Below are 24392 nucleotides of genomic sequence, written 5' to 3'. Positions count from 1 at the left end.
TGTGAGGATGATGACGGTCCATGGCAGCATCGCCGCGGTACGCCGGGCGCGGCTGGATGCGCTCCGGGATTCGGCCTTTCTCGGCCCGGACGAACGCCGTTGCCTTGAGGAACTCCATGCGGACTTGCGCGCCGCCATCGGCTCCGGGAGCGGATCCGGAGATCAGCTGCCCCTCCTAGCAGCTGTGGCCGGGGAACAACGGGCCATAGCCACGGCAGACCTGACGATCCGGCGCACCCTTGATCAGCGGATCTCAACGGCGCTCGATCAGCTGAAGACCCTGCCGTCCAGCGGCGAGGTCTCCCGTCGCGCCCCCGCCGAGTTGCGGGAGGCCTGCGGGTTCACTCGGGTGATGATCTCGTCGGCACAGGGCTCACGGTGGCTGCCTGACACGATTCGGGCAGGATCGCAGTCCGTGATCGGTTCCGATGAGTTCGAACGCTTCGCCCAGGACGGCAATGAGATCCCGTTGGCACGGATGATGCTGGAGACGGAGATGGTTCGCCGGCGGGTTCCAGTCATGGTGGAGAATGCCGAGACGGATCCACGAACCTACAAGCCGCTCATCCGCGTGACCGGGAGTGATTCCTATATTGCCGCTCCCATCGCCACCAACCGCCGGGTGATCGGTTTCCTCCACGCCGACCGGCAGGGGCAGGCCACCCCGGTCACGTCAGGCGATCTGGACAGCCTGACCCGATTCGCCTCCGGTTTCGGGATCCTGTTCGAATGCGCCGTGCTCAGGGAACGTCTGGAGGGCCAGAGTGCACGGGCAGCCGACCTGTTTGCCGAGACCGACGACGCGTTGCGTGCACTCGCCGGGTCACCCCTGGACACGTTCCCCGAACCGGAGGAATCTGCCTCTCCTGCGGATTCGCCCGGACGTCACGGCGCAGCGGCACGTCCGGCTCGCCTCACCGAGCGCGAACAAGAAGTGCTCACCTTGCTGTCCACCGGTGCATCGAACCGGGCCATCGCGCAGGAATTGGTGCTCTCCCCCGACACCGTCAAGAGCCACGTCACCAATGTGATGCGGAAGCTCAAGGTTTCCTCCCGATCGGCCGCGGTGGCCACGTATCTCCAACTGAGAGCCACCGCCGAGGAACGGGAGTCATAGTGGCTGCGGCACGGCACCCGGGATACCGCTCCGTCCGTGAACTACGCGCAGATCTCCTGAACCTGGCCGACCGGCTAGCCGACCTGGGGGACGTCGAACCGAACAGCGTCCACGGTCTGCGGAAGGGTCCAGGCGAGGTCACCGAGTCCCTGGGGCTCGTCCTCGACCAGTTGTCGCGGCCGCCCGCTGACGGCCAGCACGACCATGAGCAGGCCCTCCTGGAGGTCATCGATGTTCTGGAGCACTGGGCTCATCACCGGGTCCGGGCGCTGGCCATCCTGGACGGCGCAGTGGCCGCCGCCCTCGAGACCTTGAACGGGTGCAGGGACCGGTCGGAGCTGGTCGAGCTGGTCTGCCCCGAGGCGGCCCGCGCCTTCGGATGTGACATGGCTCTGCTTGCGCACCTGTCGGCGGGGACCTGGTCCCCTGGGCCCGGGCATCCGCGGGGATCTCGGTCCAGTCAGCCGGACACGGCCCCCTCGGGCGGAACTCCGCTGGCTGGCCTGCCCGTGGAGTCCGAGGTCATCCGCGAGGGCGGGGCCGTGGCGTTGGAGGCCCGCTCCGGGGACTTTGAGGAACTGCCCGAGGCCTTCCGCCAGCTGACGACGTCAGCGCCGTACATCATGGCCCCGATCCTCATCGGTCCGGATACGGTGGCACTCCTCTACCTCACCTGGCCCTCGAGGAGCATGGTCCCACCGGACGAACACCGTGAACGTGTGCAACGTTTCGCCTCGGGGTTCGGTCTCATCCTCGAGCGTGAGCTCCTGTACGACCGTTTCCGGTCGCAGCGGAAGACTATGCGCGCCACCATGGGCGCCATGGAGCGGATCATGAGCTCGCTCGACACCGGTGTGGACCTCGTTCGCCTGGCCGGGCGATCCCATGCGGACACGGTGTCGGCCATCGATCTTCCCCTGAACGAATTGTCGTCGAGCTGGGACAAGTCGCTCACGAAGAGGGAGCGGGACGTGATGAGACTGCTGGTGCTCGGTCACGACAACCCGGCGATCGCGGCCCAACTGGCCGTCACACCGAGCACCGTCAAGACCCACGTGCGCCATGCCATGCGGAAACTCGGTGCTGTCAACCGCACAGAACTCATTGCCCGCTACCAGGGAGTGGCCGATACCTCAGGCTCAAGCGGCAGAAGGGTGCAGCGCTGAAAGCCGCGGTGAAGGCATCGCCAGGGCAGGCTGGCCAGGCCCTGGTGGGGGTGGTATCCAATCACGTCGGTACCCTGGGCCGGCTTGTCTGGCCAGGTGTACTTCAACGTCGGGGTGTGGGTCCGCCTCACGTCGTGGCGGGCCGAGTGGAGCGGAAGTCGAACATGGTGCTGGCGATGCGCCGCTTCTGCAGTTCGTCGGCCCCCTCGGTGATCCGGTACCGCCGGTGGTGCCGATAGATGTGCTCGAACGGCAGGTGCCGCGTGTACCCGGTGCCCCCGTGGATCTGGATCGCCCGGTCCGCGGCGTTGCAGGCCAGCTGATTGGACCGCAGGTTCACCATGGACACCAGCGGGCTGGCACTGGTCTTGCCGCCCTCGTCCATGAGGGCGGCCGTCCGGTAGAGCAGGCTGCGGACCATCTCCGCCTCGGTGTTGAGGTCCACCAGCTGCCACTGGATGCCCTGGTGTTCGTGGAGCTGCTTGCGGAACACGGTGCGTTCCTGGGCGTAGGCCACGGAGGCATCGATGCAGAACTGGGCCGCACCCAGAGAGGATGCCGCCTGCCGGGTGCGGTTCTCGTGGACGAACAGCTGGGCCAGATCCAGACCCCGGCCCTCTTCGCCGAGGATCGCCGAGTTCGGCACCCGAACGGAGTTCAGGTGGACCTCCGGGTGGTCGCTCGGCATGTTGAAAGTCCACCAGTTGAAGGGGATCTCGAACCCCTCCGATGCCGTGGGGACGAGGAATGCGGTGATCCCCTGGGCTTTCCCGTCCTCCCCCGAGGTCCGGGCGAAGACCACGTCCACCTCCGCGGCGTGCGACAGGCTGTTGAAACGCTTGGCCCCCTGGATGATCCAGTCGTCGCCGTCCCGGCGGGCCGTGGTCTCCAGGAACGTGGCATCACTGCCGTGGCCCGGTTCGGTGAGACCGAAGGCAATCTCGATCTCCCCGTTGACATAGCGGTGCAGGTACGTCTCCTTCTGCTCGGGAGTTCCGTACTCGTGCAGCACCAGGGCCAGGGGAAGGTTGCCCACCACCGAGGCCTCGTCATTGTGGGGGAAGTGCAGGCCCGGTCCACGCGCCAGCAAGTGCTCCCGGATGCGGGCCATGTCCGCGTTCGAACCGTCCTGCCCACCGAGTGCCGCCGGGAGTCCGTAACGGTAGAACCCCGCGGCGTCGGCCCGGCGGCGCATCTCCCCCAGCAGTTCCGTCCATTCCCGGGCCGGGACCCCGTCGCGGTCCCAGTCGGTCCGTGCGTATTCCCGGCGGTGATCGAAGAACTGCGGGTGTTCCTGCTCCAACGGGGCGATCTCAGCGTCGATGAAGGCATCCAGGCGGTCCAGCAGGTCCTGCAGGGGTGCGGGTGTTGACCAATCCATGGGGTCCTCTCGTGGGGATGGTGCCGGTGTACCCGTGGGGCAGGTGGGCCCGGCGTGCCCGTCCGGTGTGACGGGGATGATCTGCTGCGACCCTAGGGCCCGCGGTCGGCTTCAGGCCCCTGCCTCGATCCTCCCAGGTGTGGGCTTCTCCAGTGGCGGGAGGCGACGCCGGCCGGTCACCTCCCGCTCAGCGCCTCCAGACCGTGGGTCACCACGTCCGGCAGGCTGTCAGCTGCCGCCAGCAGGTGCTCGGGCATTTCCGCGTCCTTCCGGCTCCGCTTGACGATGACTCCCAGGGTGGAGGCGACCTTGTAATACGAATAGGCGAGGAACCATGGCAGGTCGTCCGGCCGAGCGGGCCCGCCGGATTCCAAGTACGCCGAGACCAGCTCCTTCCGTGACGGCATCCCGGCGCCCGCCTCCTGGTCCGCCGCCGGCCGCGTCCGCGCGTAGCGGTGGGCGGGGGCCGTGTGCATCAGCAGCCACGCCAGATCGAGTCGTGGATCGCCCACCGACCAGATCTCCCAGTCGATCACGGCGTTCAGCACGGGACCCTCGAAGAGCATGTTGGCCTGCCGGTAGTCCCCGTGGACCAGCACCGGTGCCGCGTCAGTCGGGACGGCTGCGGCCAGCCTGCGGTACAGCTCCGCGTGGCCGGGGACGATCTCATCGGGCACCGTCTGCAGCAGCCTCTCCCAGCGGTCCAGTTCCGTTCGCAGGCCGAGAACCGGCTCCCCCGCCCCGGCGAGGACGGGGTCCAGGCCTTGGAGACCGGCAAGGGATGCCGCCGCCACCAGGGCCCGCTCACGGACCACCGAGGCCGGGGGAGGGTTCTCGGCCACGTCCAGCAACGGCTCATAGGATTGCCCGGGGGCGAGGTCCATGACGAACAGGGGCGGGTCGCCGTCGTCGTCCATCAGGATGCGCGGGACCGGCAGCGCGCCGGTGGCCCCGATCGCGGCCATCAGCCGGGATTGCCGCAGCACGTCCCGGTTGCGCACGGGGTCCAGCCCCGGCGGGGCGATCTTGATGACCACGGGGTACCCGTCTGCACCCCCGGCGCGGATCTCGGCCGCGTAGGTCAGGCTCGAGACCCCACCCGGCAGCCGCCGCATCCCGGCCACCTCCGGGGCTGGCCCAACTCCGGCCCACGGGGCAGCATTCCGCGCAGTGGCGGCCACCCGTTCAACCACGGCGGATTCTGCGAACACCTGAGCACGTCCAGTCACCCTGCCACTGTCCGGCACCGGACCGCGCCGGGCAAGGCCCGCCCCGGCCCGGTCATGGAGAACTCCACAGTGGGGGACCGGCCATCCCCTGGCCGCCGACCTGCGGGCCGCGGACACTGGAGCCATGGACTACTCTCCCGAACGGTTCCGCAACCGCTTCTCCCTGGCCGGCAAGACGGCCATCGTCACCGGCGCTTCGTCCGGCCTGGGCGAGGCCGTCGCCTTGGGGCTCGCCGCTGCGGGTGCCGATCTGGCCATCGGCGCCCGCCGGGCCGACCGGCTGGACGAGACCCGCAGGGCCGTGGAGGCCCTCGGGGTCCGCTGCGTGGCCGTGCCGACGGACGTCACCGACCGCGACGCCTGCTTCGCCCTGGCGGATGCCGCACAGGAGGCCTTCGGCCGCGTGGACATCCTGATCAACAACGCCGGAGTCGGTGGCGAGTACCACGAGGCGACCGAGGATCCGCCGGAGCAGTGGCTCTCGGTGATGGACATCAACCTCAACGGTTCCTATTGGATGGCCCAGGCCGCGGGACGGCATCTGGCGGATGGCGGATCGGTCATCAACTTCTCCTCGGTGATGGCGGTGACCACCGCGAGGATGCCGGCGGCCGCCTACAGCGCCTCGAAGGCCGGAGTCCTCGGCCTGACCCGGGATCTGGCGGCCCAATGGGGAGCCCGTGGGATCCGGGTCAATGCGCTGATGCCCGGAGTCTTCCCCACGGAGGCCACGGCCCACTACAGCGAGAACTATCAGCGCAAGATCATCGACGCCCGCATCCCCCTGGGACGCATCGGGGATCCCGAGGACATCGCCACCACGGTGGTGTTCCTGGCCAGCGATGCCTCCTCCTATATCACCGGAACCAGCATCCCCGTGGATGGAGGCGTCTTGCTGTTGTGAACGGTCGTTATCACGGATAGTCTCCCTCTATGGGCAGGGAACAGACGATCCTCAGTGCCGCCACCGGCGCCTTCGCTGAGAAGGGTTTCCATGGCGTCAGCATGGACGAACTGGGGCGTCGCGCCGGACTGAGCGGCCCGGCGTTGTACCGATCGTTCTCCGGCAAGGACGAGATCCTCGCCACCCTGTTGAACGAGGCGCTGGACGAGCTGATGACGGCCACCATCTCGATCCATGAGGATCCGGCCCTGGACCTCGACCGCGCCCTGCGGCACCACATCCACTTCTCGGCCACCAAGGGACACCTCGTCGGCCTGTACCAGCGGGAGGTCCGTTCGCTCTCGGACCCCTGGAAGCGCCCCTTCGACCGCCGCCAGCGCCAGTACATCGAGAAGTGGGAGTTCCTGTTCCAACGGCGCTACCCCGGACTGGGCCAGGACCGCACGGCCCAGTCCGTCCAGTCCGTTCTCGGCGCCATCTTCTCCATGACGTCCTGGCCGGGCCGCACCCTCCGCGGCGCGGTCGTGGAGGACCACCTCTTCACCCTCCTTCAAGGGGCCCTCGCCACCCTGGAGCGACCCATCCCCTCCGTCACCACGGGCTAGGCCCGCACCGATGCATCCCGCCTCCGGGCGGGAGGAAAGCAGAGACCCGCATGAAGGCAGTCGTCATCCCCGAGCTCACCGGACCCACCGCCGCCCGCGTGGAGGAGGTCCCGGAGCCCGAAGGCGCCCACCACCGGGCTGAGGGGCGGAGGGTCCTGGTGGACGTCCACGCCGTGGGCCTATCCTTCATCGATCCGCTGCAGACCCGGGGTAAGTACCAGTCGGGGTTGGAAGCCCCCTATATCGCGGGAAGCGAGCTGGCCGGCGTCGTGCTCGAGGCTCCTCAGGACTCGCAGCTGCGGACCGGCGACCGGGTCGCGGGAATCGTGTGGCAGGGCGCCCTGGCCGAACGGGCCCTGGCCATCGAGGACTACCTGGTCCGGATCCCCGAATCCATGGACTACGTCCAGGCGGCGGGCGTCTACATGAACTACTCCACCGGCTGGTATGCCCTCGAGAGCTCCAGGGTGCAGCCGGGTGGGATGGTGCTGGTGACCGGTGCCGCCGGCGGCGTCGGCACCGCGGTGCTGGACATCGCCCGCGCCCAGGGGATCTCCACTATCGCCCTGGTATCCACCGACGAGAAGGAGCGGGTGGCCCGTGACTCCGGAGCCACGCACGTGGTGCGCTCCACCGGCGCATGGCTGGAGGAGGTCAAATCCCTCACAGACGGCCGCGGCGTAGCGGGATTCATCGACATGGTGGGTGGGGACGGCTTCCTGGACACCGTCCGCGCCCTGGCCATCGGCGGCACCGGAGTGGTCGTTGGCTTCGCCGGTGGCACCATCCCGGAGATCAAGGTGAACCGCCTGCTGCTGCGGAACCTGACCCTGACGGGGATCGCCATGGACGTCATGGAGAAGGAGCACCCCGGAACCCTGGAGCGGGTGCGCCACGGGGTCCAGGATCTGCTCGACGCCGGCCGGCTGAGTCCCGCGGTGGAGAACACCTACCCGATGGCGGACACGGCGAGGGCCTTCGAATCGCTCGAGAACCGCACCGCGGTCGGCAAAGTCGTCGTCACCGTCAAGGAGTCCTGATGTCCATTCCGTACGAGGCCTCCAGGACGCCACCGTACCCGGAGTACAAGGCCCCTGCTGCCGATCCGGCTCCGGTGCGCGATGCGGCCACCGTCGTCCTGTTGCGGGATGCGGGCGGGGGTCCGGAGGCCTTCACGCTGACCCGGGCCACCTCCATGGCCTTCTCCGCCGGTGCCACGGTCTTCCCGGGCGGACGGGTCGACCCCGGCGACGACCTCCCGGAGCAGTTCTGGGCCGGAACCGACCTGGATCCATGGGTGCCGATGCTGGGTCCGGATCCGGCTCTGGCCCGGCAGTTGCTGGCGGCGGCCATCCGAGAGACCTTCGAGGAGTGCGGGGTGCTGCTGGCCCGGCCCAGCTGCGGCCGCACCCTGGCCGATCCACGTGATTTTGAGGAGGAACGGGCACGCCTGGAATCACGCGAGCTCTCCTTCGCCGAGTTCCTCGCCTCCCACCGACTCGTTCCGGATGTGTCCCTGCTGCGGCCGCTCTCCCGCTGGATCACCCCGGTCGGCGAGCCGCGCCGCTATGACACCCGGTTCTTCCTCGCCGCCCTGCCACAGGGCCAGGAACCCCGTCAGGCCAGCGGCGAGGCCAGTGCGGTCCAGTGGATGGACGCGGCGACGGCCCTGCAGAAGTTCCGCGACGGCGACACCATGCTCATGCCGCCGACCTGGGCACAGTTCCATCACTTGCGGCAGTTCGGCACGGTGACAGAGGCCCTTGAAGCCATCGCCGACGGCGCACCCGTCCTGCCCGAGCTCGTGCCCGATTCCAGCCCCTTACGGGTGCGGTTCTGGCTTGAGGACGGCTACTACGCGGACTCGCCACACCACCGCTGAACCGGGCGCGGCCCTTCCGAGCGTTCAGCCCAGAGGCGTCCACGCGGGTCCGTCCGGGAACGAGTCCCCGGACGGACCTGTGTGCTCAGACTCCGGCTTTCACCTTCTCGGCGATCTGCGCGCGCAGGATGTGCTTCTGGATCTTGCCGGTCGCCGTCGTGGGGAGTTCCTCGACGATCTCCAGACGTTCGGGGAGTTTCTGGTTGGCGATCCCGCGATCCTTCAGGAAGGCGACGATCGTCTCCAAATCAGGCGCGCTGCCGTCGTCGGCCGGGACCACGAAGGCACAGCACTTCTCCCCCAGCCTTTCGTCCGGCATGGCCACCACGGCCACGTTCGCGATCTGAGGGTTCTGCAGCAGTTCGTCCTCGACTTCGCGGGCGGAGATGTTCATGCCGCCGCGGATGATGATGTCCTTGGACCGGCCCGTGATGCGCACGAAGCCGTCCTCGTCCATGAAGCCCAGATCCCCGGACCGCGAGTAGCCGTCTGGGGTGAACAGCTCCTCGGTGGCTTCCCGGTTGTTCCAGTAGCCGAGCATGTGGGACGGCCCCTTGTAGGCCACGTCTCCCACCTCGCCGCGGGGCAGCTCCGACCCGTCGGAACCCACGACGCGGACGACGGACGGATCGGCAACCCGACCGTCACTGGTGGTGGACCGTTCCGGGGCGTCATTGATGGAGCACAAGGTGGTCAGCAGGTTCTCCGAGCGCCCGTACAGGCTGAGGATCTTGCAGTCCGGGAACATCTTGGTGGCCGCGGTGACCACCGAGCCGGGGATGGGCGCTCCGGCACACACCCAGATGCGCAGGGAACTCGCGTCGTCCTTCGCGGGATCGAAGGCCTTCATGAGCATCTGCAGGAACGGGGTGGCCGTCACGGCGGCCGTCAGCCGGTGCTCCCGGACGCGGCGGACACCGTCCGTCGGCTCCCACTTCTCCATGAAATGCGACGAGGCCCCCAGGTACAGCGGGATCAGCACGCTGGTCACCAGTCCTGTGCTGTGGGTGATCGGCGACGGGCCGAATTGCACGTCCTCGGCGGAGTAGTCCAGGGAGCGGACGATCTGCACCGCGCTGGAACGGACCGTGTTCAAGGTGTGGAAGCATCCCTTGGGCCGGGACGTGGTGCCCGAGGTGTACACGATCTCGAACGGTTCGTCGGGAGAGCTGTCCGGGCCGGCCTCGGCCTCAAGTGCCTCGAGGTCACCCTCGGCGAGAAGCGATTCGTAGGTCACCGCGCTACCGATCGGCTGCCCCTCGGACCGCAAGGCGACCAGCTGGCGCAGGCCCGGGGCATCCTTCTGCAGCTCCGAGAACATGTCCAGGTAACTGAAGCCGTTGAACTCTCGGGCAAAGAGCGCGACGGCGGCCCCCGAGTTCTCGAGGACGTGCTCCAAGTCGTGGGCCCGGTACATCGGCATGACCGGAACGATGATGGCGCCGATTCGATTGACGGCCCCGGCGATCACCGGGAACTCCGTGATGTTGGGGACCTGGGCCAGGACCCGATCGCCGCGCTGGACACCCAGCCGCTTCAGGCCCACGGCAAACCGGAGAATCTGTTCACTGAACTGTGCATAGGTCAGCGAGGTCGTGGAGTCGAAGAAAGCGACCTTGTCCGGCACCTTCTCGGCCTGGGTCCGGGCCTGCCCGTAGAAGCTGTCCCCGAACCACACGCCTGACTCATAGAAGGCGCGGATCCGGTCAGGCGTGTAGCGCTCTTCGAGAGTTGGAACATAAGCGACTGCGGACATCTGGACCTCCGGGAGACGAGACAGGCAAGGGGGTGTGATGCACCTCATAGTAAGGCGTCACGCCAGCTTTCGAAACCATTTATGTGCGTATTTGGTCTGACTTTTCGAGGTGATCGCACTACAGTGGAGGACACGGCGCGCACCGCCAACACCGTGTTCCCCTGACGAAGGACTCCCATGGAAGCCACCCGAGACAAGGCCGTCATCCTCGACGGTGCTCGAACGCCGACCGGCAGCTTCGGGGGCGTCTTCAAGACCGTCCCCGGTTACGAGCTCGGCGCGGCGGCCAGCCGGGAGGCGTTGGTCCGGGCCGGGGTGGGCTCAGACGAGATCGATGAAGTGGTCATGGGGTGCATCGGCCAGGTCGGTCCGGACGCCTACAACGCCCGGCGCGTGGCCTTGGCGGCAGGGCTGGACGAGAGCACTCCGGCCTTCACCGTCAACCGCTTGTGCGGATCCGGACTCCAGGCTGTGTGGTCCGCTGCGCAGCAGATGCACTGGGGCGGCGTGGACATCGCCCTGGCCGGCGGCAACGAGTCGATGACCCGGATGCCCTTCTACGACTTCGGCGCGCGGGAGGGATACCGCCTCGGTGACCGGAGCCTCGTGGACGGGACCGTGGCCATCCTGACCGATCCCTTCAGCGGCATCCACATGGGCATCACGGCAGAGAACGTGGCCCGCAAGTACGGCGTCAGCCGGCAGGAACAGGACGAGTTCGCCGCCGAATCGCAGCGTCGTGCAGCCACCCCGGAGGCCCGCACGGCCTTTGCCGAAGAGATCGTGGCCTACGAGGTCCCCGGGCGGAAGCCCTTCACCGTCACCGAGGACGAACATCCCAAGCCCGAGACGACCGTCGAGATCCTCCAGGGGCTCCGGCCGGCCTTCGAGAAGGACGGCACCGTCACCGCAGGGAATTCTTCCGGCATCAACGACGGGGCGGCTTCCCTCGTCCTGGCTCGCGAGTCCGTGGCCCGGGACCGCGGGGTGCAGGGCTTGGCCACGCTGGAGGCCGTGGCCACCTCCGCCATGGATCCGCAGCTGATGGGCTACGCCCCCGTCCAGGCACTGCAGAAGCTGTTCGCCATGACCGGCACGTCCCCGGCGTCGGTGGACGTCATTGAGCTGAACGAGGCATTCGCCGCCCAGGCCGTCGCGGTCATCCGTGACGCCGGCCTGGACCCGACGAAGACGAACCCCTATGGCGGGGCGATCGCGCTCGGCCATCCCGTCGGAGCCACTGGGGCCATCCTCACCCTGCGGGCCGCCAAGACCCTGGTCCGGGAGGACAAGGAGTTGGCCATCGTCACCATGTGCATCGGCGGCGGACAGGCCTTGGCCGCCCTCCTGCGGAGGGCTTGAGCCCATGGCGGGGACCACGGCGGCAAACCTTCGAAGCCTCGGCGGGCTGCCGGTGGACGGCGGCCGCATTGCCGAGAACCGGCTGTGGCGCAGTGACAACATCACCGTCAGCCCCGATGAGCAACTGCGGGATCTCCACGGCCAAGGGCTGCGCACCGTCATCGACCTGCGGGCCCCGGACGAGGTGCAGTTGACCGGCACCGCCGTCCTGGAACGCAATGGAATCCGGCACGTGCACCAACCGATGACCCGCAAGTCAGCCGACCCGGCCACCCTGGCCGCCACGTTCGACTCCATCACGGACTACGACGGAGTGGGCGACTGGTACCTGCGGCTGGCCAGGGCACGCTCGGCCGTCCTAGTGGACAGCATCCGGGAGATCGCCGCCTCCGACGGCGGCGTGTTGTTCTACTGCACCGCCGGCAAGGACCGCACCGGCGTCCTGGCCGCCGTCATCCTCCTGCTCCTCGGAGCGGCCGACGACGTGGTGGTCCAGGACTACGCGCGCACCGCAGATTTCGTGGACGGGGTCCACCGGCGCCACGCCGAGGCCACCGGTCGGCCGATGCCCAGCACCGAGTACCCCGACCATCCGATCCTGCATGCGCATCCCGACAGCATGGTGGCCTTCCTGCGAGGGATTCACGCCGCCGGTGGGGTCGTCCCGTTCCTGTCCTCCGCTGCGGCCACGGGGGAAGACGACGGCACCCGAGCCCAGGTCGAGGCTCTGGCCGGCCACCTCCACGATCGATTGGTCGCCGGCGGCTGAACTGCTTCGACGCCTCCGGAACCGGCGGCCGGTGGTCGGCGCCGTGATCAGGCACCCGCCACCGGCCGCTCGGGGCCCGGCCGTCAGGCGTTCGGACGGTCCAGGTAGATCGTCTTGATCTCCTGGAACGCAGCCAGGCCCTCAGGACCCAACTCGCGGCCGAGGCCGCTGGCCTTCACGCCGCCGAACGGGGCGACAGGATCGTTGGCATAGCCGTTGACGCCGAAGGTACCGCTGCGGACCGTGCGGGCGAACGCCTCTCCGCGGTCCGAATCGGACGTCCAGACCGAGCCGCCCAACCCGTAGTCGGAGTCGTTGGCGATCCGGGTGGCCTGCTGCTCATCCTCGTACCGGATGATCGAGAGCACCGGGCCGAAGATCTCCTCTTGGGCGATCCTCGCCTTCGGATCGACGTCGGCGAACACCGTGGGCTCCACGAACCAGCCCTGGTCGATGCCGTGCGGCCGGCCGCCGCCCACCAGCAGACGGGCCTCCTGCTTGCCCACGGCAATGTAGCCCTCCACACGTTCACGCTGTCGCTCGGAGACCAAGGGGCCGACCTTCGTGGCAGGGTCCAGGGGGTCCCCCACCGTCAGCCCCGAGTAGAGGTCCGCCAGGGTCCCGGTGATCTCGTCGTACCGTGACGAGGGCACGAGGATGCGGGTGGACGTCCAGCAGACCTGCCCGTTGTTGATCATGGTGTTGCCGAAGAAGTCCTCCAACTGGGAGTCCAGGTCCGCATCGTCCAGAATCACGGCTGCGGACTTGCCACCCAGTTCCAGGGTGACGGGGCGCAACAGCTCGCCGCAGGCCGCGGCCACCTTACGCCCCGCAGCCGTAGAGCCGGTGAAGGACACCTTGTCCACCCCGGGATGAGACACCAGGTAGGCGCCCACCTCACGGCCACCGGGGATGACGTTCACGACGCCGGCCGGCAGTCCCGCGTCCTCGGCGGCCTCGGCCAGCAGGAACGCGTCCAGGACGGTTTCCGGGGACGGCTTGAGCACGACGGTGCAGCCGGCTGCCAGGGCCGGCGCCAGGCCGAGGAAGGTGATGGCCTGCGGGACGTTCCACGGCACGATCTGACCCACCACGCCGATGGGCTTGCGGATGACCATGGTCTGCTTGCCCAGGAGGCCCGGGCGGATCTCTTCCTGGGTCTGCTTCACCAGGTCGACGAAGAACCGCACCAGCATGGGCGGGAAGCCCTGTTCCCATTGCTGGGACAGCCAGGTGGGCATGCCGTTCTGGACGGTCACCCGCCGGGCGGTCTCCGCGCCACGGGCTTCCAGGGCCTTCGCGAAGCGCTCGAGCGCCTCTCCGCGTTGCGTCGGGGTGAAGTGCGCCCAGCCGCTCGGGTCGTCGAAGGCGGTGCGGGCGGCTGCGACAGCGGCGTCGATGTCTTCTTCACGGCCTTCCGGGACGCTGCCCACCAGCTCGTGGGTGGTGGCGGAGTGGACCTGGATGCGGTCTCCGGTCGTGGGCGCGGTCCATTCACCGCCCAGGAAGATTCGGTCGTAGTCGATGGTCTGTCGGGTGTCGACGGTGGTCATGGTGTTCTCCTTGGTGGGTGCTCAGTGGGTGACTCAGCTGTGGACGAGGACGACTTTGACGGCGTCACCTCTGGCCTGGGCGGCGACAGCCTCGTTGATCTGCTCGAACGGCAAGGTGGTGATCATTCGGTCGAACGGGAACCGACCCTGTTCGTACAGGCCGATCAGTTCGGGGATGAAGGAGGCCGGGTCGCTGTCGCCCTCAACGATGCCGGTGAAGCTCAGTCCGCGAGCCTGCATCTCCAGCAGATTGACGTTCAGCGCGGCCGCGGGGTCTGAGGGGACCCCGACCATGCCCAGATGTCCTCGCTGCCCCATGGACGCGATGATCTCGGTGACCACGGGCACGATAGCCGTGGTGTCCAGCACATAACGCACTCCCTCCGGCAGGATCTCCCGGACCTGCTCGGACAGGGGCCGGGCCAGCGGGTCGACGGCGTGGGTCGCCCCGAGCGAGAGCGCCAACTCCCGCCGGGAGGCCATCGGCTCGGAGACGATGATGGTCTTCACCCCACGCGCCACCGCCCCGAGGACACCGGAGAGGCCGACGGGCCCGCCGCCGGTCACCAACAGGGACGACCCCGGTTCGCAGTCCAAGGACCGAAGGACGGCTCCGGCCCCGGTCTGCACACCACAGCCCAGCGGCCCGGCCAGCTCCAGGGGGACGGACTCGGGAACCGGCACCACATTTCGCTCGTGTGCGATCGCGTGCCGGGCGAAGGAGGACTGGCCGAAGAAGTTCGACCCGACCTGCTGATCACCGGCGCGCAGCGCGCTGGTGCCGTCCGCACGGGTACCGCCGAAGTTCCGCTCCATGAACTCCACGCAGTAGGCGGGCTGATTGGCGGCACACTGCGAGCACTGGCCGCAGCTGTTGAAGCTCGCGGCGATCCGGTCTCCGACGGCAACCTTGGTGACGCCCTCGCCCACGGCGACCACAGTGCCGCTGCCCTCGTGCCCGACGACGCCCGGGAAGGGGAACGGCAGGTGCCCCTCCCGCACAGCCAGGTCGGTATGGCAGAGGCCGACCCCGGCCACCTCGAAGAGGACCTCACCGGGCCCGGGATCCGAGATGGTGATCTCCTGCAGGGTGAAGTAGCTGCCCTGGGCTTCGAGGACGGCTGCGGTGGTTTTCATGGTTGCTCCTTGACGGTGAGATGAGGGGATGGGGCGGGAGAGGTCAGCCGTTGGCTGTGGACACGCGCACGCGGGCGCCGTCTGCGTTCTCGGAGACGATGAGCTGGCACGAGAGCCGGGAGTTCGGTGCGGCGTCCTCGAGGAACTCCACGAGGTCGGTCTCCTCCGTCATGGGTTCGTCGAATGCGCCGTCCGGGGCGTGCTCAAGGAAGACGTGACATGTAGCGCAGGAGCAGCTGCCGCCGCACTCGGCCACGATGCCGGGGAGGTTGTTGCGCACCGAACCGTCCATCACGGACTGCCCGCAGGGGACGTCCATCTGCTGTTCGGTACCGTCTGGGAGGACATAGGTGATGGTGGGCATGGAATTCACTTTCTGGGTATCTCGATGACTCGAGGATTGACTTCTGTAGGACGGGCGACCGCCGGTTTCAGGATCAGGCGGCGGCGAGGAGGAGCTTCAGATCCGCCTCGGGGTCACGCAGAGCCTCGGCTTCGACAGGGCACCCGGTGGACAGCATCCGCTTGGCGACCATGAAGTCCTTCGGTGCGTTGACGGTCTCCGCGGCCACCAGTCGACCCTGGCGCAGGTGGTAGAGGGCGAATCCCCCACGCGCCGGATCCCCGCGCTGGACCGTCTCGTAGTCACCATGGACGATCCCGGCGATCTTGATCTTCAGGTCGAACTGGTCGGACCAGAACCACGGGACCTCATGGTTCTGCGCCGGGCGGTCGAGGACCACGTCGACGGCGTGCCTGGCCTGGTCGACCGCGCTGGGGATACTCTCCACCCGCATGCGACCGTCCATCATCTCCAAGCCGTCCACCGGTCGGTTAGTGACGTCACCGATCGCCAGGATCGACTCGTCGGAGGTGCGGCACCGCGCGTCGACCATGATGCCGTTGCCGCACTCCAGCCCGGCCTGCTCCGCGAGGGCCTGTCGGGGCACGGCCCCGGCTCCGACGAGGACGGTGCCGCAGGGGATGACCGTACCATCGGCCAGGCGCACCCCGCCGACCCGGCCGGCGTCGCACACGTACCCGACGGTCTGTGCCCCGGTGAGGATCGTAGTGCCACTGGTGAGGTGATGTTCGGAGAGCATCTCGGAGAGCGCCGGGCTCGCGACCCTGGCGAGGAGGCGGTCCTCGCGTTCGATCACGGTCACGTCCACGCCGTGCACCCTGGCCGCCGCGGCGACCTCCAGGCCGATATAGCCGCCGCCGACGATCGCCAGCGGCCGGCCCGAGGTGATGGCTTCGTCCAGCCGTACGGCGTCGCCGACGTCCCGGAGGGTGTGGATCCCCTCCAGGTCCTCACCCAGGAGGCCAAGGCGGCGGGGTTCGGCACCGGTGGCCAACACGAGCACGTCGTAGTCGAGGACGGCTCCATCGCTCAGGGTGACCGAGCGGCTGCCGCGATCCATGGAGGTGACGGTCTCGCTCAGGTGGAGATCGATCCCCTGCTCCTGGTAGAAGGCCGGGTCATAGAGCCACTTCGCGGGCCCGCCCCAGTCCTCCCCATCGCCGGCCACGCCGAAGGACTTGGACAGCGGCGGCCGGTGGTACGGGGCGTGGACCTCCGTGCCCACCATGACGATCTCCCCGTCGAAGCCCTCCCGGCGCAGCAGCGCCACGAAGGTGCCGCCGGCGTGGCCGGCACCCACCACCACGACCTTGCGGGGGCTCATGACAGCTCCAGGACCAGTGGGCGGTTCTTGAGCCCGCCCACGAAGTTGGTCTGGACGACCTTGCGCTCCCCCGTCAGCTGCAGGGACGTGATGCGAGGCAGCAGTTCCTCGAGCATGACCCGCAGCTCCATCTTGGCCAGGTGCTGGCCGATGCACATGTGGGGGCCGTAGCCGAAGGCGATGTGCTTGTTCGGCTTGCGGTCGTAGCGGAAGGCGTAGGGATCCTCGAAGATGTCCTCATCCCGGTTCGCCGACTGGTAGAGGGTCACCAGGCGGTCCCCGGCCTCGATCTTCTGCCCCCGCAGCTCGTAGGGTTCCAGCGCCATCCGGGTGAACTGCTTGACGGGCGAGGCCCAGCGCAGCGACTCGTTGACCAGGTCCGGGATCCGCGATGGGTCTGCCTGCACGGCGGCCAGCTGGTCGGGGTTCTCGGCGAGCGCCTCGAGGCAGGTGGCCAGGGTGCTCGACGTCGTGTCGTGGCCCGCGGTGGCGATGGCGATGAACCAGCCGTAGGCGTAGCTGCGGGCGAAGTACTCGCCGTCCTCCGCGCGGGCGTTGGCGATGATGGACGCGAGGTCGTCCCGGGGCTCGGCCCGGCGGTCCTCGATCAACCGGTCGAAGTAGGCGTAGAAGTCCTGGATCGCTGCCGAGAACTGCTCTGCCGCGGCCCCCGGGGACAGCGGCTCCACGTCCTCGCGCTGGGCGTCCGGGTCGGCGGTGCCGAAGAAGTCCTGGGTCAGCGCCATCATGCGGGGCTCATCCTCGGGTGGCACGCCGAACAGGGTCATGATGACGTGCAGGGGGTAGTAGACCGTGAACTCCTTGACGAAGTCCAGTTCATTGACCCCGGTGCGCAGCCGCTTCTCGATGGCCTCTCGGGCCAGGACGCGGATCTCGTCCTCCCACTTCTTCAACATGACGGGGCGGAACCAGTCGGCGGCGATGTCACGGACCATGGTGTGCTCGGGCGGGTCGAGGTAGGTGAGCGAGTCGATCACCCGCAGGCTGCCCCCGGTGAGCTGCCGGTGGAAGGCGTCGTCGGCCTGGCTGCCGAGGTTGGGGTTGTGGGAGCCGATCTCCGGCCCGCCGTTGGAGAAGATCTGCGGCTGGCGCTCGACCTCCATGATGTCCGCGTGCTTGGTGAGCAGCCAGAGAGGGTCGTAGCCCTCGACGTGGACCTTGGCGAGCGGGGCGTTGTCACGCAACCACCGGTAGGCCTCGAAGAGGGCCTCGTCGTCGCGGTGGCCCTTCGGTGTGACGACCTGGCGTGCGATGTGCTCGGGAACCAGCGTGTCCGGGGAATCCTGGGTGACGCTCATCGTTTCCTCCTAGGTTGGGTGTCCCCCAATCTAGGTTTACTGTGATGCGGCTCACATCTCCCGAAAGGGGTATCTCTCCCCAGGAAGACTTGATGCCTCCGTGGCGGAGTCAGCCCCGCCGCAGGAATGCGGCCGCCTGGGTGCGGTTCGAGGCACCCAGCTTCCGCAGGATGTTCTTCACATGCGTCTTGGCGGTCCCCTCGCTGATGACGAGCCGCTGGGCGATGGCCGCATTGGACAGGCCCTCAGCCACCAACCCGAGAATCTCCAGCTCGCGCCGCGTCAGATCCGGAGGCATGCCACCTCCCCCGCCCGATCCGGCCCCGATAGCCCGCTCAGCACCGACCACCGAGCTGAGGTGACGTGGGGCCCCGAGCCGGTCCAGCGCGATCGCAGCGCCGGTGGTGAACAGCCCCATCAGCTCCATGTCGAACGCGTCGACAGTACCGCTGTCGGCATTGACGTCCACGCTGACGAAGGCCTTGACCAGTCCGTCCAGGACGAGAGGTGATGCTACATAGGAATCAGATTCGGTGACCTTGATGATCTCCGGGTGGACCCGCCGACTCTTCCGGATCCCATGGCGAAGGATGGGCTGACACTCCCGGACCATCTCTGCCTCAAACAGGTCGTGGATATCACGCAGAGGATCCTGCTGCCCCGCCTCCAGCAGGAGAAGGCTCTCCTCTGGGCCTTGGGTCGAGTGCGCGGACCGGGCGATCCATTGCATGCTCTCCGCCGAGGAATAGAGGGAACGGACATACCCCAGATTCACGACCTCCACGGGCACCTGGTCGACGAACTCCTGCACCGTCTCCGCCGATCGCAGCCTGCCCAGCGCCGCGTTCATCCGGTGAATCACCTCATGCCGACCAGACAGCTGGTGCATGAGCAGGCGATTCCTGAGGTCGCCGAGATCGGCCAGCAGGGCGAAGAGATCCATCACCCCAATGGGCGGCACCGGGCTCGACGCCCTTTTGGCCCGGTTGGCCAGGCCGCGCACCACCGCCTCCGCCCGAGCAAGCGCTGCATCCAGGGCGGGCAGGCGGTCCCCCACATCGACCCGTTGGTAGGAACGACGGCTGAGATGACCCACCAGCTCCAGGATGCGATGGGCATGCTCAGTGAGTTCCTGGGCAGATTCAGGCACTACCGCCTCCCGGCATCACCGTCTCCGGACGAAGAGACGCACGTCAATGCACTCACATCCACATCGAGAGCACACCAGAATGGACTGACCATAGATGTCACCTCGACGACCGTCAAGGATCACCCGACCCGGTCAGGATCTAGATCGACTGAGCCGGGAGGGGCCTACCCCACGATCCGCCGCGCCTGCCGCAGGATCGGTTCGTCCACCATGCGGCCCTGGAACCGGAAGACTCCCGGTTGCACCGTGGCCTCGGCCAGCACGGACGCCGCCCACTCCTTCTCCTCGGCGCTCGGGGCATAGGCCTGCCGGATTACCCCCGACTGGGAGGGGTGGATGCACGCGCTCGCGGCGAAACCCGAGGCCACCGCGTCCTCGGCCTCGAAGCGCAGCCCCTCCAGGTCGCCGATGTCCATGAACACCGTGTCCACTGCGACCTTCCCGGCGGCGTTGGCGGCTACCAGCACCCGCGAGCGCGCGTACCGGGCCACCTCGCGGTACTGCCCGACGCGCGGCCCCTCGGCAAAGCGGCTGGACTTGCCCGCCATGGAGGCGACCAGGTCCTCGGCACCCCACATCAGCGCGACGACGGCCGGGTGCCGGCCGATCTCGAAGGCACGCTCCACCCCGGCCGCGGTCTCGCACAGGGCGATGACCCGGTATCCGGCCTCGTGGAGGTGGTCCAGTTGGGCCGGGTCCTCCACCTTGGCGACCATCAGCGTCCGGTACCGGCCGCCGTCGAGGGCCGCCAGGTCCAATCGGTGTTCCTCCGCCGTCTCATCGCCCACCGGGTTGACCCGCACGATGGTGGTCGCCGGGTCGAGCGTGGAGGCGGCCACGTGCCCCCGCGCCGCCGCCTTGCCTGCCGGGGCGACGGCGTCCTCGAGGTCGAGGATGACGCCGTCCGCCGCGGCGGCCGCCTTGGAATAGCGGTCCGGACGGTCAGCGGGACAGAACAGGATGGACGGGCCCGGGATCAGGTCGGCAGCGGTCATGCCGCACCGCCCGACGTCGGCCGTTCGGCGGCCGCTCCCCAGGCGCATTCCGCGGCGCCTTCCCCGGCGCCCTCCGTTGCGAGCGCCTCCGGCGAGACCTGCATCAGCGTGGAGCGCTTCGCCACGGCAACCACCACCCCGTCCTGGTTGCGTGCTGTGTGGTGGAACTCCACGATCCCCTGGTGTGGGCGGGACTGCGAGCGCCGCTTGCCCGCGATCAGAGTCTCCGCGTACATCGTGTCCCCGTGCCGCATCGGGGCCGGGAACCTCACCTCACTGAAGCCGAGGTTGGCCACGATGGTCCCCTGGGTCAGCTGCGCCACGGACAGCCCGACCAGCGTGGAGAGGGTGAACATGCTGTTGACCAGCGGTTCGCCGAACTCGGTGTCCGCGGACCACGCCGCATCCAGGTGCAGGGACTGGGTGTTCATGGTCTGGGTGGTGAACAGGACGTTGTCCGCCTCGGTCACCGTCCGGCCGGGGCTGTGCGCGTAGACAGCGCCCTCTTCCATCTCGTCGAAGTACAACCCTCGCTGGATGATGCGCTTCTCGCTCATGCGGCCCCCTCGCCCTCGCGGTCGTTCGCGTTGTCGTTCCGGGCCGCGCCCTCGTCGTCGGGCTCGGTCCCAGCGGGCGTGATCACCGCGAGCACCTGGCCCCGGGAAACGGCGTCCCCCACCGCGGCATGCAGCGCGACCGTGCCGGCCACCGTGGCGCGGATGACGTGTTCCATCTTCATGGCCTCGACCACGAGCACCGCATCCCCCTCGGACACCACGTCGCCGTCCGCCACCGGCGTCAGCAGCACGGTGCCGGGCATCGGCGAGGTCAGGGTCGGGTTGGACTCGGCCTCCCCCTGGATGCTGTGATCGGCGCGCACCCGGCGGATGTCGAAGAGGGCTCCCAGCCTGGTGAGCTGGACCCCCTCGGGCCCGACGACGGCCGTGAAGCTGCGCCCGACGCCGCCGATCGTGACGGTCACGTCCTGCCCCCGGCGCTTGACGAACGCGGGCAGGGACCCGGACCGGCCGACGTCGGGCCCCGTGTTGGCATCCGCGGTGACGCCGGCGTCACCCTCGGCGACGACGGCGGGGGCGTCCACGGTGCCGGAGAGCAAGACCATCCGGGTGGTGCCGTCCGCCGCCACCAAGGGGAAGCGCCGGGGTGCCGGGGCGCCCAGTCGCCAGCCGTCGCGGCGGCGCCACGGGTCGGTGGAGGAGCCGCGGGCGGCGTCCATCAGCAGTGCGGCCTCCCGGAACTCCCGCTTCCCTGGCTCGGCGAACCTGATCGAGTCGAACTCGCGAGCGATCAGGCCGGTGTCCAGGTCACCGGCGATGACGGCCGGCAGCTCCAGCAGTGCACGCAGGAACTCGACGTTGGTCGTGAAGCCGACCACCGCCGTGTTCTCCAGCGCCGCGACCATGCGGGCCCGGGCCTCCTCACGGTCCCGGCCCCAGGTGATGACCTTGGCGAGCATCGGGTCGTAGTCGATGGAGACGCTCAACCCGTCCTCCAGCGCCGTGTCCACGCGGACGCCCTCCCCCTCGGGGTGGCGCACGTGCTCCACGAGCCCGCCGGTCGGCAGGAAGCCGGCGGAGGGATCCTCGGCGTAGATGCGGGTCTCGATCGAGTGACCGTCCAGGACGATGTCCTCCTGGTCCAGCTCGAGCACCTGGCCGGCGGCGATCCGCAGCTGCTGCTCCACGAGGTCCACGCCTGTGATCTCCTCGGTCACCGGGTGCTCGACCTGCAGGCGGGTGTTCATCTCCATGAAGAAGAACTCGTCCGGGGAGTCAGCGGGGACGATGAACTCCACGGTGCCGGCCCCGCGGTAGCCCACGGAGCGTGCCGTCTCGCAGGCGGCCTCACCGATGCGGGCCCGGGTGGCCTCATCCAGCAGGGGCGAGGGGGCCTCCTCGATCACCTTTTGGTGGCGGCGCTGCAGCGAGCATTCGCGTTCACCGAGGTGGATCACGTGGCCGTGGGCATCGGCCAGGACCTGCACCTCGATGTGCCGCGGCGTGGTGACATACCGCTCCAGGAACAGCGTGTCGTCCCCGAAGCTCGCGGCGGCCTCGCGCCGGGCGGCGTCCAGGGAGGTGGCGAGCTGGTCCTCGGCCTCCACCACGTGCATGCCCTTGCCGCCGCCGCCGGCGGAGGGCTTGATGAGCAGCGGGTAGCCGATTCCGGGCGCCGCGGCGGTTAGGGCGTCGTTGTCCATCCCCGGCTTCGCGATGCCCGGGACGGTCGGCACACCGCGCGCCTCGACGGCGTTCTTGGCGGTGATCTTGTCCCCCATCACCCGGATGGACTCCGCCTCGGGCCCGATGAACACGATCCCGGCCTCCGCGCAGGCCTGGGCGAAGGCGGCGTTCTCGGCCAGGAAGCCGTAGCCGGGATGGATCGCTTCGGCCCCGGTCGAGCGGGCGGCGGCCAGGACGGCGTCGATGTCCAGGTAGGACTGGGCCGCGGGGGCCGGGCCCAGCCGCACGGCCGCGTCCGCCAACCGCACGTGTCGGGCGCCGGCGTCGGCATCGGAATACACCGCCACGGAGCGGATGCCCATCGAGCGCAGGGTGCGGATCACCCGGCAGGCGATCTCGCCTCGGTTGGCGATGAGGACGGTCTTGAACATGGTCTGGGGCCCTGTCTGGGTCGCTGTCGGAGTGGCTGTCTGGGGCACGGCGCTCACATCCTGAAGACGCCGAAGGAGGACGTCTGGGCCGCCTGGCCGGCGGGTCTGTGTGCGGTGCGGTCCGAGGGCTCGCGCATGACGACGTCCAGGGCCAGCCCCAGCACGTCGCGGGTCTGGGCCGGCTCGATGATGCCGTCGTCCCAGAGTCGGGCGGTTGAGTAGTACGGGCTGCCCTGGCGTTCGTACTGCTCCCGGGTCGGCGCCTCGAACGCGACCTGGTCCTCGGCGCTCCACGTGCCGCCGTCGGCCTCGATCTGGTCCCGGCGCACGGTGGACAGCACGGAGGCGGCCTGCGGGCCGCCCATCACGGAGACCCGGGCGTTGGGCCACAGCCACAGGAAGCGCGGTGAGTAGGCCCGCCCGCACATCGAGTAGGTGCCGGCCCCGAAGGAGCCACCGACGACGACGGTCAGCTTGGGCACAGAAGCGGTGGCGACCGCGTTGACCATCTTGGCTCCGTGCTTGGCGATGCCGCCGGACTCGTACTCGCGGCCCACCATGAAGCCGGCGATGTTCTGCAGGAACAGCAGCGGGATCTGACGCTGCTCGCACAGCTCGATGAAGTGAGCGCCCTTCAGGGCGGACTCGGCGAAGAGCACGCCGTTGTTGGCCAGGATGCCCACGCGGTGTCCGTGGACCCGGGCGAAGCCGGTCACCAGGGTGGTGCCGTACTCGGCCTTGAACTCGTGGAAGCTGCCGGAGTCGATGGTGCGGGCGATGATCTCCCGGGCGTCATAGGGGGTGGTCAGGGACACCGGCACCACGTCCGTGAGCGACTCCGGGGAGTGCTCTGGCTCCGCCACGGCCGCCGGAACGTAAGGAAGCGCCGGGGTGTCCGGGAGCGTGGCCACGATGTCCCGAATGATCTGCAGGGCGTGCTCGTCATTCTCCGCGAGGTGGTCCGTGACGCCAGAGACCCTGGAGTGCACCTCGCCGCCACCGAGGTCCTCGGCCGTGACGATCTCGCCGGTGGCGGCCTTCACCAGCGGCGGGCCGCCGAGGAAGATGGTGCCCTGGTTCCGCACGATCACCGTCTCATCGCTCATGGCGGGCACGTAGGCGCCGCCGGCGGTGGAGGAGCCCATGACGGCGGCGATCTGGGGTATTCCGTCCCGGGACATCCGCGCCTGGTTGTAGAAGATGCGGCCGAAGTGGTCCCGGTCCGGGAAGACCTCGTCCTGCATCGGCAGGAAGGCCCCGCCGGAGTCCACGAGGTAGAGACAGGGCAACCGGTTCTCGGCGGCGATCTCCTGGGCACGCAGATGCTTCTTCACCGTGATGGGGTAGTAGGTGCCGCCCTTCACCGTGGCGTCGTTGGCCACGATCATCACCTGGCGGCCCTCCACCAGGCCGATGCCGGCCACCACGCCCGCCGCGGGGGCGGCCCCGTCGTAGAGGTCGTAGCCGGCCAACGGCGCCACCTCGAGGAAGGGGCTGCCCTCGTCCAGCAGAGTGTCCACACGGTCCCGGGCCAGCATCTTGCCGCGTTCCGTGTGCTTGAGGCGGGATCGCTCCGGCCCGCCGAGAGCCGCGGCGGCGCGCCGCTCGCGGAGCTCGGCGATCAGGTCTTCGTACGTCGCTGACATCGGCAGTGCCGTCCTTTGGGTTAGCAATCAGTAACTAGAACTAGGTTATCGGTCAGTAACCGAAGTTGTCTATGCTGGATTCGACAGGCATCAGAGAC

Annotated in this window: 21 protein-coding genes; 8 read left to right on the top strand and 13 right to left on the bottom strand. The window is 68.6% G+C overall.

Features of this window, described 5'->3' with window-relative positions:
- Positions 1-7 precede the first annotated feature (7 nt).
- Together ACFFIO_RS14770 and ACFFIO_RS14765 are read left to right on the top strand one after the other, a co-directional pair.
- A complete protein-coding gene (locus ACFFIO_RS14770) occupies positions 8-1117 on the top strand; it encodes a LuxR C-terminal-related transcriptional regulator (RefSeq protein WP_378042969.1) in 1110 nt (369 codons plus the stop codon).
- Positions 1117-2283: a LuxR C-terminal-related transcriptional regulator gene (locus ACFFIO_RS14765; protein WP_378042967.1), complete on the top strand. Its 1167-nt coding sequence runs from the start codon at positions 1117-1119 to the stop codon at positions 2281-2283. Before ACFFIO_RS14770 ends, ACFFIO_RS14765 begins: the two co-directional genes overlap by 1 nt.
- A 127-nt stretch (positions 2284-2410) precedes the next feature.
- Here ACFFIO_RS14765 and ACFFIO_RS14760 read toward each other — a convergent pair whose 3' ends face one another.
- Together ACFFIO_RS14760 and ACFFIO_RS14755 are read right to left on the bottom strand one after the other, a co-directional pair.
- On the bottom strand, positions 2411-3664 hold the full coding sequence (locus tag ACFFIO_RS14760; protein ID WP_378042965.1) for an acyl-CoA dehydrogenase family protein: 1254 nt from the start codon (positions 3662-3664) through the stop codon (positions 2411-2413).
- 176 nt (positions 3665-3840) lie between these two features.
- Positions 3841-4875, bottom strand: coding sequence for a phosphotransferase family protein (locus ACFFIO_RS14755; RefSeq protein WP_378042963.1), 1035 nt, complete (start codon positions 4873-4875; stop codon positions 3841-3843).
- A gap of 142 nt (positions 4876-5017) precedes the next feature.
- Between ACFFIO_RS14755 and ACFFIO_RS14750 the strand changes: the two genes are divergently transcribed.
- Genes ACFFIO_RS14750 through ACFFIO_RS14735 form a run of 4 tightly spaced genes read left to right on the top strand, consistent with a single transcriptional unit; the run spans position 5018 to position 8284 of the window.
- Complete coding sequence (locus ACFFIO_RS14750) at positions 5018-5797, top strand: SDR family NAD(P)-dependent oxidoreductase (protein WP_378042961.1); 780 nt, start codon at positions 5018-5020, stop codon at positions 5795-5797.
- Positions 5798-5826: 29 nt separating this feature from the next.
- Entirely contained in the window at positions 5827-6402 is a 576-nt protein-coding gene (locus ACFFIO_RS14745) for a TetR/AcrR family transcriptional regulator (protein WP_378042960.1), read from the top strand.
- 50 nt (positions 6403-6452) lie between these two features.
- Positions 6453-7442, top strand: a complete 990-nt coding sequence (locus tag ACFFIO_RS14740; RefSeq protein WP_378042958.1) for an NADPH:quinone oxidoreductase family protein — start codon at positions 6453-6455, stop codon at positions 7440-7442.
- Positions 7442-8284, top strand: a complete 843-nt coding sequence (locus ACFFIO_RS14735; RefSeq protein ID WP_378042957.1) for an NUDIX hydrolase — start codon at positions 7442-7444, stop codon at positions 8282-8284. Before ACFFIO_RS14740 ends, ACFFIO_RS14735 begins: the two co-directional genes overlap by 1 nt.
- Positions 8285-8369: 85 nt before the next feature.
- On the opposite strand, the gene ACFFIO_RS14730 is transcribed toward ACFFIO_RS14735, so the two are convergent.
- Entirely contained in the window at positions 8370-10040 is a 1671-nt protein-coding gene (locus tag ACFFIO_RS14730; RefSeq protein ID WP_378042955.1) for an AMP-binding protein, read from the bottom strand.
- A gap of 177 nt (positions 10041-10217) precedes the next feature.
- Between ACFFIO_RS14730 and ACFFIO_RS14725 the strand changes: the two genes are divergently transcribed.
- Together ACFFIO_RS14725 and ACFFIO_RS14720 are read left to right on the top strand one after the other, a co-directional pair.
- Complete coding sequence (locus ACFFIO_RS14725) at positions 10218-11402, top strand: thiolase family protein (protein WP_378042953.1); 1185 nt, start codon at positions 10218-10220, stop codon at positions 11400-11402.
- Positions 11403-11406: 4 nt separating this feature from the next.
- Positions 11407-12171: a tyrosine-protein phosphatase gene (locus tag ACFFIO_RS14720; protein ID WP_378042952.1), complete on the top strand. Its 765-nt coding sequence runs from the start codon at positions 11407-11409 to the stop codon at positions 12169-12171.
- An 83-nt stretch (positions 12172-12254) separates the two neighbouring features.
- On the opposite strand, the gene ACFFIO_RS14715 is transcribed toward ACFFIO_RS14720, so the two are convergent.
- From ACFFIO_RS14715 to ACFFIO_RS14670, 10 genes are all read right to left on the bottom strand, one after another.
- A complete protein-coding gene (locus tag ACFFIO_RS14715; RefSeq protein ID WP_378042950.1) occupies positions 12255-13724 on the bottom strand; it encodes an aldehyde dehydrogenase in 1470 nt (489 codons plus the stop codon).
- 33 nt (positions 13725-13757) lie between these two features.
- The gene (locus tag ACFFIO_RS14710; protein ID WP_378042948.1) at positions 13758-14861 is read right to left on the bottom strand and encodes an NAD(P)-dependent alcohol dehydrogenase; all 1104 of its coding nucleotides are present in this window, start codon (positions 14859-14861) and stop codon (positions 13758-13760) included.
- 43 nt (positions 14862-14904) lie between these two features.
- A complete protein-coding gene (locus tag ACFFIO_RS14705; RefSeq protein WP_159548366.1) occupies positions 14905-15225 on the bottom strand; it encodes a 2Fe-2S iron-sulfur cluster-binding protein in 321 nt (106 codons plus the stop codon).
- Positions 15226-15298: 73 nt separating this feature from the next.
- Positions 15299-16549: an NAD(P)/FAD-dependent oxidoreductase gene (locus ACFFIO_RS14700; protein WP_378042947.1), complete on the bottom strand. Its 1251-nt coding sequence runs from the start codon at positions 16547-16549 to the stop codon at positions 15299-15301.
- Positions 16546-17868 carry a cytochrome P450 gene (locus ACFFIO_RS14695; RefSeq protein WP_378042945.1) on the bottom strand — a complete coding sequence of 441 codons (1323 nt, stop codon included), beginning with the start codon at positions 17866-17868 and terminating at the stop codon, positions 16546-16548. Before ACFFIO_RS14695 ends, ACFFIO_RS14700 begins: the two co-directional genes overlap by 4 nt.
- Positions 17869-17977: 109 nt before the next feature.
- Entirely contained in the window at positions 17978-18871 is an 894-nt protein-coding gene (locus ACFFIO_RS14690) for a response regulator transcription factor (protein ID WP_378042943.1), read from the bottom strand.
- A 311-nt stretch (positions 18872-19182) separates the two neighbouring features.
- A complete protein-coding gene (locus ACFFIO_RS14685; protein WP_378042941.1) occupies positions 19183-20013 on the bottom strand; it encodes an HpcH/HpaI aldolase/citrate lyase family protein in 831 nt (276 codons plus the stop codon).
- Positions 20010-20570, bottom strand: coding sequence for a MaoC family dehydratase (locus ACFFIO_RS14680; RefSeq protein WP_378042939.1), 561 nt, complete (start codon positions 20568-20570; stop codon positions 20010-20012). Before ACFFIO_RS14680 ends, ACFFIO_RS14685 begins: the two co-directional genes overlap by 4 nt.
- Entirely contained in the window at positions 20567-22648 is a 2082-nt protein-coding gene (locus ACFFIO_RS14675; RefSeq protein ID WP_378042938.1) for an acetyl/propionyl/methylcrotonyl-CoA carboxylase subunit alpha, read from the bottom strand. Before ACFFIO_RS14675 ends, ACFFIO_RS14680 begins: the two co-directional genes overlap by 4 nt.
- A 53-nt stretch (positions 22649-22701) precedes the next feature.
- The gene (locus ACFFIO_RS14670) at positions 22702-24294 is read right to left on the bottom strand and encodes a carboxyl transferase domain-containing protein (protein WP_378042936.1); all 1593 of its coding nucleotides are present in this window, start codon (positions 24292-24294) and stop codon (positions 22702-22704) included.
- Between the last annotated feature and the right edge of the window lie 98 nt (positions 24295-24392).

The sequence above is a fragment of the Citricoccus parietis genome, from assembly GCF_042433045.1.
Taxonomy (GTDB): Bacteria; Actinomycetota; Actinomycetes; order Actinomycetales; family Micrococcaceae; genus Citricoccus; species Citricoccus parietis.
This window is presented reverse-complemented; position numbering and strand designations above follow the sequence as displayed.